9 protein-coding genes are annotated in these 6,849 nt (G+C 69.0%); 4 read left to right on the forward strand and 5 right to left on the reverse strand.

Annotated features, from left to right (window positions below):
- The coding region (locus tag ACTS11_RS17670; RefSeq protein ID WP_442641610.1) for a MutS-related protein at nucleotides 1-440 on the forward strand (440 nt) is incomplete at its 5' end.
- Here ACTS11_RS17670 and ACTS11_RS17675 read toward each other — a convergent pair.
- Nucleotides 441-989, reverse strand: a complete 549-nt coding sequence (locus ACTS11_RS17675; RefSeq protein ID WP_442641611.1) for a nucleotide exchange factor GrpE — start codon at nucleotides 987-989, stop codon at nucleotides 441-443. It abuts the gene before it with no gap.
- A gap of 10 nt (nucleotides 990-999) precedes the next feature.
- The gene (gene hrcA / locus ACTS11_RS17680; protein ID WP_442641612.1) at nucleotides 1,000-2,064 is read right to left on the reverse strand and encodes a heat-inducible transcriptional repressor HrcA; all 1,065 of its coding nucleotides are present in this window, start codon (nucleotides 2,062-2,064) and stop codon (nucleotides 1,000-1,002) included.
- 108 nt (nucleotides 2,065-2,172) lie between these two features.
- Here hrcA and rph point away from each other — a divergent pair, with 108 nt between their 5' ends.
- From rph to hemW, 3 genes are read left to right on the forward strand one after another with little or no spacing between them, the layout of a single operon-like run.
- Nucleotides 2,173-2,886, forward strand: a complete 714-nt coding sequence (gene rph / locus ACTS11_RS17685) for a ribonuclease PH (RefSeq protein ID WP_442641613.1) — start codon at nucleotides 2,173-2,175, stop codon at nucleotides 2,884-2,886.
- Between the two features lie 2 nt (nucleotides 2,887-2,888).
- Nucleotides 2,889-3,500, forward strand: a complete 612-nt coding sequence (gene rdgB, locus ACTS11_RS17690) for an RdgB/HAM1 family non-canonical purine NTP pyrophosphatase (RefSeq protein WP_442641614.1) — start codon at nucleotides 2,889-2,891, stop codon at nucleotides 3,498-3,500.
- Nucleotides 3,487-4,644: a radical SAM family heme chaperone HemW gene (gene hemW, locus ACTS11_RS17695; protein ID WP_442641615.1), complete on the forward strand. Its 1,158-nt coding sequence runs from the start codon at nucleotides 3,487-3,489 to the stop codon at nucleotides 4,642-4,644. The genes rdgB and hemW overlap by 14 nt, the downstream gene beginning before the upstream one ends.
- 3 nt (nucleotides 4,645-4,647) lie before the next feature.
- Here hemW and ACTS11_RS17700 read toward each other — a convergent pair whose 3' ends face one another.
- The 3 genes from ACTS11_RS17700 to ACTS11_RS17710 form a co-directional block, all read right to left on the reverse strand.
- Entirely contained in the window at nucleotides 4,648-5,541 is an 894-nt protein-coding gene (locus ACTS11_RS17700; protein WP_442641616.1) for a ParB/RepB/Spo0J family partition protein, read from the reverse strand.
- The gene (locus tag ACTS11_RS17705; protein WP_442641617.1) at nucleotides 5,538-6,332 is read right to left on the reverse strand and encodes a ParA family protein; all 795 of its coding nucleotides are present in this window, start codon (nucleotides 6,330-6,332) and stop codon (nucleotides 5,538-5,540) included. Before ACTS11_RS17705 ends, ACTS11_RS17700 begins: the two co-directional genes overlap by 4 nt.
- The coding region (locus ACTS11_RS17710) for a 16S rRNA (guanine(527)-N(7))-methyltransferase RsmG (RefSeq protein WP_442641618.1) at nucleotides 6,322-6,849 on the reverse strand (528 nt) is incomplete at its 5' end. The genes ACTS11_RS17710 and ACTS11_RS17705, both read right to left, overlap by 11 nt.

Genomic DNA, 6,849 nt, shown 5'->3' on the forward strand with positions numbered 1-6,849 from the left:
TCAACCGCTGCCGCGCGCTCTTCGCCACGCATTATCACGAGCTGACCGCGCTGGCCGAGAAGCTGCCGGGCCTCGCCAATGCCACGATGGCGGTGAAGGAGTGGGAGGGCGAGGTGATCTTCCTGCACGAGGTGCGTCCCGGCGCGGCCGACCGGTCCTACGGCGTGCAGGTCGCCAAGCTCGCGGGGCTGCCGCCCTCGGTCGTGCAGCGCGCGCAGGCCGTGCTCGAGGCGCTGGAGCGGCAGGAGCGGCAGGGGCCTGAGCGCACGACGCTCATCGACGACCTGCCGCTGTTCTCCGTGAAACCTCAGGCGCCGGTGGCGCCCGCAAAGGGGCCTTCGCCCGTCGAGGCGCGCCTTGCCGCGCTGCACCCCGACGACCTGACCCCGCGCGAGGCGCTGGACCTCGTCTATGCGCTGAAGGCGCTGCTGGAGAGCTGATCAGCCCCCGGTGTTCGAGGAAACGCCCACCTGCGCCGGGCGCAGGAGCCGGTCGTGCAGCATGAAGCCCTCGGCCATCACCTGGATGATCTGGCCGGCCTTCGTGCCGGGCACCGGCGCCTCGAACATCGCCTGGTGCAGCTGCGGGTCGAAGGCTTCGCCGGCTTCGGGGGCGATCGGGGTCATGCCGTGCTTGCCGAAGACGGACAGAAGTTCCCTCAACGTCAGCTCGATCCCCTCGATGACCGCGCCGGCGGCGGCGCGCTGCTCCTCCCCGGCGGCGTCGAGCGCGCGGCGGAGGTTGTCGTAGACCGGCAGAAGGTCGCGGGCGAGGCGCGAGCCGCCGTAGTGCTCGGCCTCCCTCCGGTCGCGCTCGGCCCGCTTGCGCGAGTTCTCGGCATCCGCGAGGGCGCGCAGCATCCGGTCGCGCAACTCGTCCCGCTCGGCCTTCACGAGCTCCAGCTCGACTGCGGGATCGGGTGCCTCGACAGCCCCGGTATCCTGTGCCGTCTGCTCTTCGGCGAATTCGTCTTTCTTCGGCTCTGCCATCTTACCTCTCTCACGATCGGTCGGAGATCATGCGCCCGACCAACTGGGCCGTGTAGTCCACGATCGGGACCACGCGACCGTAGTTCAGCCGCGTCGGACCGATGACGCCGACGGCGCCCACGATCTTCCGGTCAGCGTTCATATATGGAGAGACCACGAGACTGGAACCCGAAAGTGAGAACAACTTGTTCTCCGAGCCGATGAAGATGCGCACGCCATCCCCGGCCTCTGTCAGTTCCAGAAACTCGGCGATGTCGCGCTTGCGCTCGAGGTCGTCGAAGAGCTGGCGGATGCGGTCGAGCTCGCCCGCCTCGGCGGTGGAATTCAGCAGGTTCGCACGTCCGCGCACGATCAGCCGCTCGGTCTGTTGCCCGGCGTTCTCCCAGACGGCGAGGCCGCTCTCGATCAGCGTGTTCGCCAGCGCGTCGATCTCGCGCCGGCGTTTCTCGATCTCCTCGTCCATGAGCCGCTTCAGCGACGAGACGGTCTGACCGGCCAGGCGCGCGTTGAGGTAGTTCGCGGCCTCGCGCATGGCGCTGGGCGTGGTGCCGGGCGCCGGGGTGAAGATGCGGTTCTCGACGTGACCGTCCGAGAAGACGAGCACGACAAGCGCCTGTTCGCGCGACAGGGAGACGAACTCGATGTGCTGGATCGGCGCCTCGTGCTTGGGCGCGAGGACGAGGCTCGCGCCTTGCGTGGCGGCCGACAGCGCGCCGCCGACGCGGTCGAGCAGGCCCTGGATGTCGGCGGAGTTGGAATCGAGCGTGTCGTCGAGGGACTGCCGGTCCTCGTCGGCGAGGTTGCCGACCTCGAGGAAGCCGTCGACGAAGAGGCGAAGGCCGAGCTGCGTCGGAACCCGCCCGGCCGAGACATGCGGGCTGCCGAGGAGGCCGAGATATTCGAGGTCCTGCATGACGTTGCGGACCGTCGCGGCCGAGACGCGCTCGGTCAGGGCGCGGGTCAGCGTGCGCGAGCCGACCGGCGAGCCGGTCTCGAGGTAGCCCTCGACCACCCGGCGAAACACCTCGCGGGACCGGTCGTTGAGTTCGTCGAGTATGCGTGCCTGTTCGCTCATGGCTCCGCTACAGCATGTCGTGCGTGACGCCCAGCGTTGCAAGGCCTTTCGGGGTTGCGACCCGCAGCCGATGCGGACTATGCCTCGCTGGAAAATCGGGAGAGTATTATGCGCCCTTCGGGTCGAAACCTAGACGAAATCCGCGAAGTTTCCATCGAGACGGGCGTCACGAAACATGCCGAGGGCTCCTGTCTCATCCGCTGCGGGGAAACGCATGTCCTCTGCACCGCCAGCCTCGAGGAGCGGGTCCCGCCCTTCCTGAAGAACACCGGCCTCGGCTGGGTCACGGCGGAATACGGGATGCTGCCCCGCGCAACCCATTCCCGCACCCGGCGCGAGGCCGCCTCGGGCAAGCAGTCCGGTCGCACGCAGGAGATCCAGCGCCTGATCGGACGCTCCCTCAGGGCCGGGATCGACCGCTCCGCACTGGGCGAGCGGCAGATCACCATCGACTGCGACGTGATCCAGGCCGACGGCGGCACGCGCTGCGCCTCGATCACGGGCGGCTGGGTCGCGCTGAGGCTTGCGGTCAACAAGCTCCTGAAGGCCGGCGACATCGTCTCGGACCCGATCCTCGACCACGTCGCGGCGGTGTCCTGCGGCATCTACGCCGGCCAGTCGGTGCTCGACCTCGACTATGCCGAGGACAGCGAGGCGGGTACCGACAGCAACTTCGTGATGACCGGCTCGGGCGCGATGATCGAGGTGCAGGCGAGCGCCGAGGGCGCCACTTTCTCGCGCGAGCAGTTCGACGAGCTCTATGCGCTCGCCCGCACCGGGATCGACGCTCTGGTCGCGGCCCAGATACGGGCCGTCGGCTGACCATGCGGCGCTTCACCGGCTCGGAAATCCTCGTAGCGACGCACAATCGCGGCAAGCTCGAGGAGATCGCGCATCTGCTCGAACCCTACGGGATTTCCGTAAGCTCCGCCGCCGATCACGGCCTGCCCGAACCGGAGGAGACGGGCACCACCTTCGTCGAGAATGCGCGGCTGAAGGCCCATGCCGCCGCGAAGGCCACGGGGCTGCCCGCGCTTGCCGACGATTCCGGGATCGAGATCGAGGCGCTGGGCGGCGCGCCCGGCGTCTACACCGCCGACTGGGCCGAGACGCCGGAGGGGCGCGACTTCGTCATGGCGATGGAGAAGACGCACAGGCTGCTGGAGGAGGCGGGCGCGCCCCATCCCCGCCGCGCGCGGTTCTGCTGCACGCTCGTGCTCGCCTGGCCGGACGGGCATGACGAGGTCTTCCCCGGCGTCATGGAAGGCCGGATCGTCTGGCCGATGCGCGGCGATCATGGGCACGGCTACGACCCGATCTTCCAGCCCGAGGGGCACGAACTAACCTTCGGCGAGATGGACCGCTGGGAGAAGAACCGGATCAGCCACCGCGCCGACGCCTTCCGCAAGCTGGTCGCGATCCTTGGCCCGGCCTGACGCCGCACAGGGCGAATTCGGCCTCTACGTCCACTGGCCCTTCTGCCAGGCGAAGTGTCCCTACTGCGACTTCAACAGCCATGTCTCGGCGGCGATCGATCATGACCGCTGGCTCCGCGCCTACAGGTCCGAAATCGCTCGCGTCAGGGACGAAACCGGCCCCCGGACGCTCCGCAGCATCTTCTTCGGCGGCGGCACGCCCTCGCTGATGCGGCCCGAGACCGTGGCCGCCGTGATCGAGGCCGCCCGCGCCTTTCCCTGGGCCAACGATGTCGAGATCACGCTCGAGGCGAACCCCACCTCGGCCGAGGCGGGACGCTTCCAGGCCTTCCGCGACGCCGGCGTGAACCGGGTGTCCGTGGGCGTGCAGGCGCTGAACGATGCGGACCTCAGGCGGCTCGGCCGCCTCCATTCCGTCGCCGAAGCGAGGGCCGCCTTCGACATGGCGCGCGCGATCTTTCCCCGTGTCAGCTTCGACCTGATCTACGCCCGCCAGGACCAGACGCCCGGGCACTGGCGCCGCGAACTGGCCGAGGCGCTGGACATGGCGGCCGATCACCTCTCGCTCTACCAGCTCACGATCGAGCCCGGCACGGCGTTCGGAGACCGTCATGCGCGCGGCCTTCTGCGCGGGCTGCCGGACGACGACCTCGCCGCCGACATGTACGAGATCACCCAGGAGCTTTGCGATGCTGCGGGTTACCCCGCCTATGAGGTCTCGAACCACGCCCGCGAGGGGGCATGGTCGCGGCACAACCTGATCTACTGGCGCGGCGGCGACTGGGGCGGCGCCGGTCCCGGCGCGCATGGGCGGCTGACGCTCGACGGACGGCGCTGGGCCACGGCGACGGAGCTTTCGCCCCTGGGCTGGCTGGCCCGCGTCGAGCGGGACGGAAGCGGCGAGACGGAGCGGACCGAAGTTTCGGCGACCGAGTGGGGCGAGGAATTCCTCATGATGGGCCTGCGCCTGTCGGAGGGGGTGGACCTCGGCGCGCTCGACCGGATGGGCGCGGCGCGGCCTGCGGCGGAGCGCATCGCGGCGCTGGAGGAGCTAGGCCTTCTCGAGAGAGAAAGCGATCACCTTCGCGTCACCCGCGTCGGCCGGCCCGTCCTGAACGCCATTGTCCGCGAACTGCTGGCCTGAGCCTCAGACGGCGTTCAGGATGCGAATGAGGTCGTCCAGAGCTGCCAAGTCCTTGTACTTGATGGATAATGTCCCGTTTCCGCGCGCCTGGTCATGGTCGATCGAGACCGTCATCCCGAGCGCGGCGGACAGATCCCCCTCGAGCGCGCGGGTATCGGCGTCCTTCTCGACCGCGGTCTTCGGCCGACCGCCCTTGCCGCCCGCGCCGCCGGTCTTGGCGAGCTTCTCGACCTCGCGCACCGACAGGCCCTTGGCCACCGCCTGCCGCGCGAGGCCCGAGGGATCGTCCGTGGTGATCAGCGCGCGCGCATGCCCCGCCGAGAGCCGCCCGTCGCGCAGCATGTCGAGCACATCCCCCGGCAGTCCCAGAAGCCGCATGAGGTTCGCGATGTGGCTCCGGCTCTTGCCCATGGCGTTCGCGAGCTGCTCCTGCGTGTGGCCGAAGCGGTCCATGAGCTGCCGGTAGCCCTGCGCCTCCTCAACCGGGTTCAGGTCGGCGCGCTGGATGTTCTCGATGATCGCGACCTCGAGAACCTCGGTATCGTCGAAGTCGCGCACGATCACCGGCACTTCGTGGACCTGCGCCCGCTGCGCCGCCCGCCAGCGGCGTTCGCCCGCGACGATCTGGTAGCCGTCGCCGCCCGTCGGATCGGGACGCACGATGAGCGGCTGGATGATCCCCTTCTCGCGGATCGACGCGGCAAGCTCGCTCAGCGCGTCCTCCGAGAAGGCGCGGCGCGGCTGGTCGGGGTTCGGCGCGATGCGCTCGACCGGGATCAGGCGCTCGCCGCGCGGCGCTGGCGCATCCGCCACCACGGTTTCCATCGGCTGGATATCCGCCATCAGGGCCGACAGCCCGCGCCCCAGTCCCTTGCGGTCGCGTTTCTGGACCATCATGCCTTCTCCCTGACGGTGCTGCGCTCGAGGAATTCCCGCGCAAGCTCGAGATACGCCTCGCTCCCCTTCGACGACGGATCGTAGTCGATCACCGGCAGCGCGTAGGATGGCGCCTCGCTGACGCGGACGTTGCGGGGAATACGCGTCTGGTAGACGAGATCGCCCAGCGTCTCGCGGGCATCCTCCTCCACCTGGCGGCAGAGGTTGTTGCGCTGGTCGAACATGGTCAGCACCACCCCCTCGATCCGCAGCGACGGATTGGCCGATTCCCGCACCTCGCGCACGGAAAGGAGGAGTTGCGACAACCCCTCGAGCGCGAAGAACTCGGCCTGAAGCGGCACGAGCGCCGCATCGGCGGCGACGAGCGCGTTGACGGTGAGAAGACTGAGGGACGGCGGACAGTCGATCAGGACCACGTCGTAGGCGAGGTCTCCGGCGGTCCGCAGCGCCTTGCGCAGGAGGCCGGTGCGGTTGTCATGCGCCACGAGGTCGACATCGGCCGAGCTGAGATCGGTCGTCGCGGGCGCGATGAAGAGGTCCTCGATCTGCGTGGGCAGCACGACCTTCCGCAGCGGGATCTCGTCGATGAGAAGGTCATATGTCGTATACATCCGGTCGGACGGCACGATCCCTAGACCCGTCGAAGCGTTTCCCTGTGGATCGAGGTCCACGATCAGCACACGCCGCTTCATCCGCGCGAGCGCCGCGCCGAGGTTGATCGCCGTGGTCGTCTTGCCCACGCCGCCCTTCTGGTTGGTGACGGCGAGGATGCGTGGCTGGCTATGCGGCATGGGACAGGTTCCGGATCCGGAGAATGACCGAGTCCGCCGACGTGACGGACGGCAGGGTGTCCACCTCCATCTGCCAGCCGGGCGGGAGGGATTCAAGCTCCTCCCCGTGACCGGCGCCCTTTTGGAAGAGGCAGATGCCGCCAGGGCCCAGGTGACGCTGGGCCAGCGGCAGGAGCTGCGACAAAGGGGCCAGCGCGCGGGCCGAGATCACCGAGGCGTCGCGGGGGGGCAGCGCCTCGATCCGTGCGGCGTGAACGGCGACGATGACGTCGGCCTGACGAGCCGCCTCGCGCAAAAAGACGCATTTGCGCGTATCGCTGTCCACCAGCTCGAATCGCAGGCCGGGCGCGGTCTCCGCCGCGACGATGGCGCAGACGAGGCCGGGAAACCCGCCGCCGCTTCCCAGATCGAGCCAGAGTCCGTCGCGAATGGGCGATGCATCCAGGACCTGCATCGAATCGAGGAAATGCCGTTGCCAGAGCGCGCTCAGCGTGGCGGGCGCGACGAGGTTGATCCG

The organism is Roseicyclus sp. (genome assembly GCF_052168335.1).
In the GTDB taxonomy this organism is placed as follows: Bacteria; Pseudomonadota; Alphaproteobacteria; order Rhodobacterales; family Rhodobacteraceae; genus Roseibacterium.